General features: G+C 34.8%; 3 protein-coding genes. All 3 read right to left on the bottom strand.

Annotated elements, in window-relative coordinates:
- Positions 1-377: 377 nt before the first annotated feature.
- The 3 genes from GXZ13_00735 to GXZ13_00725 all read right to left on the bottom strand — a co-directional run bounded on the left by GXZ13_00735 (position 378) and on the right by GXZ13_00725 (position 1,879).
- Entirely contained in the window at positions 378-674 is a 297-nt protein-coding gene (locus GXZ13_00735) for a hypothetical protein (protein ID NLX74371.1), read from the bottom strand.
- Positions 643-858 carry an NYN domain-containing protein gene (locus GXZ13_00730; protein ID NLX74370.1) on the bottom strand — a complete coding sequence of 72 codons (216 nt, stop codon included), beginning with the start codon at positions 856-858 and terminating at the stop codon, positions 643-645. The genes GXZ13_00735 and GXZ13_00730 overlap by 32 nt, the downstream gene beginning before the upstream one ends.
- Before the next feature lie 133 nt (positions 859-991).
- Positions 992-1,879 (bottom strand): hypothetical protein, encoded by an 888-nt coding sequence (locus tag GXZ13_00725; GenBank protein ID NLX74369.1) that lies wholly within the window; start codon positions 1,877-1,879, stop codon positions 992-994.
- Positions 1,880-2,279 lie beyond the last annotated feature (400 nt).

Raw genomic sequence — 2,279 nt, 5'->3', positions numbered from 1 at the left:
TCTTGAAGAGATGGACCGGCCGGATCCAAAACTGGGGACAAATTCTGCTACAACTGTCTATTTACTTCCCCGACAAAGTTAAAGCGCACCTACGATGAACAGACGGAAGAAGGGCAAAGCACAAAATTATTGACAGACCCTCTCTGATCGTGTTCGCGATCCGTGGGGACGGTTCTTGTGGCTGGTGGAATAGTCTGTTGAGCAAAATATCTGTAGCTGTCAATTTATCATTGCAATTCTTTTATCATCATAGCTTTCACTCCCTCTTTCACCTTCCACAATTCGGCAAAAGTAGGGTTTCTTTTGCAAAAAAAGAGCCCGAAGGCTCTGTTATATTAATAAATTTTTAGCAGACATAATCCCTCTTCAAGTTTTAACTAATTAACCTGACTAGGATCCCATATTCTATGTTTAGCAACTAACTCCCAATCAACTTCCAACGCTCTTATTTCTGTCCCATTAGGTAATGTCTTGTTCGTCTGTTTAATATATCCATCATTAATGAGATTACTTAAAGCTGCCGAAATTTTAGCTTTATCGGCTTTAAACCTCTTAGCTGCACCTTCCACTGTACGGGAAAATGAGGGTATATAATTATTTCTTTCTGCCCAATGGATAACTTCTAATACTTTTGGTCTAAATTCACCTACCCGATTCTCGGGCCTTATCAACATACCATGTAGCTGAATTCTTTAATTGTTCACTAAATGAGCCCATAACTGCAAAAACTCCAACTATTTTATCCAAAAATGTCCTCAAATAGGCGACTACACTGTGGAAATGCCCATCTCCGGTTACTAATATATATTGCTCTATATGATTACGTTTTAATATTGATTGATAAATATGATCTAACAAGAAGAATTCATTTTATTATACCAATAAATCAAACATTTGTAAACTGTTCCATTAGAAAAGATGACTTTTCTGCTATGAATGAACATTACTGTATTTAATTATTATGCATACTAAAAGCCCCTCGGACGGTACTTTAATTAAACATATCAAGTTGCCTAGTGTTTATTGTCCTTGGACGATGGCTTATTACCTTAACTATCTTATAAGATTTGTTTACGTAACAATTTAGCTCTGTGTCAAAAGATTTATTAACCTCTAAATCAACAATTAAAATATCACCTTTGGAAAATGGAACTCCTGCATCAACTTTATCCCAGAATTGGTTATCCGTTATAAAACTCGATATCTTATTGCCCTGAAAAATAAACTCCCACTTTCTATTCCTTTGAAAAACAACCTTCAATATCGATACACTAACATTTTGAAGTAGTTCGATTTGCTCTTCGCTTTCAAGCATTTCGTTATTTTGGGCCAAATCGGGAAATCTATTACTTTTTACATGAAATGAACCAGCGTTTTTAGCGTCTAACAAAAATCCCTCAACTTCTGGATTTTCAGCAAGTTTATCAAACATTTTTTCCATATGGTTATTAACCTCTAGATTCCGACCATATATTTGAAAAACATCGCCAGAAATAGTAATGCTGGCTTGATCTTTAACTATAATAACAAACCCGTTATTTTGCGGCTGAATATCGTCCGGTTTTTTACCTTTTAAAAAACTTTTTAACGTTAGAATGTCAACTAAAAGAGTAACAACTTTATGAATTGTATCTAAGGTACTCTTCTGGTCACTAAAAAGCAACCCAAAAAGTCCAGAAGCTTTTCTAGTCAGTTCTAAAAATACGTCAAAGCTGCCTCTCTCTGTAGCAGTGATTCTAATTTGTAATTCTTCATTGTTTATTCTGCTAATTACTTTTAACATTTCCGAAAGATGTAACAAGGACACTAAAAGGGTATCCAAATCAATTTGATTCAGTTGCCCTTCGTAGCCAACTTTTAATTCCATATGATTTGGCACAAAAATCCCTCGCAGAATACTAAAAATATTAAAATGTATATATTTACTATAAATTGCGTTTTCTTTCTATTTGTAAATTTCTCTAACAAAACGAAAAACCCGCCAATACTGACAGATTACTACTTTAAGTATAAAAACATAAACCTGTCAAACGCAAGAGCTTTGCGTTTAATCTTTAACAATGGCTATAAAGTCAGTCCTTGCTTTATGTCGCTAACTAAAAATGATGTGTTATAACACTGTGCCTGTCCGTGATCTGAATCTTATACTGCTTCATGCGTGTGTCTCCCGAAATCTCTGAAAGGCAGCAGATGCATCCAGCACATTTACTTTTTTCAATATTGTCGCATCCTTCCTTATAACTTTGTATGTGTTTCCTCTATGCACCTCAAACAAACTT

It is taken from the genome of Synergistaceae bacterium (assembly GCA_012728235.1).
Classification (GTDB): Bacteria; Synergistota; Synergistia; order Synergistales; family Synergistaceae; genus JAAYFL01.
Note: the sequence above shows the minus strand (reverse complement) of the source record. Positions and strands in the feature narration are given on the sequence as shown.

What these genes read in the sequence shown, in the direction of transcription:
- GXZ13_00735 (NLX74371.1), bottom strand. Translation starts at nt 674, where the DNA reads ATGTTGATAAGGCCCGAGAATCGGGTAGGTGAATTTAGACCAAAAGTA.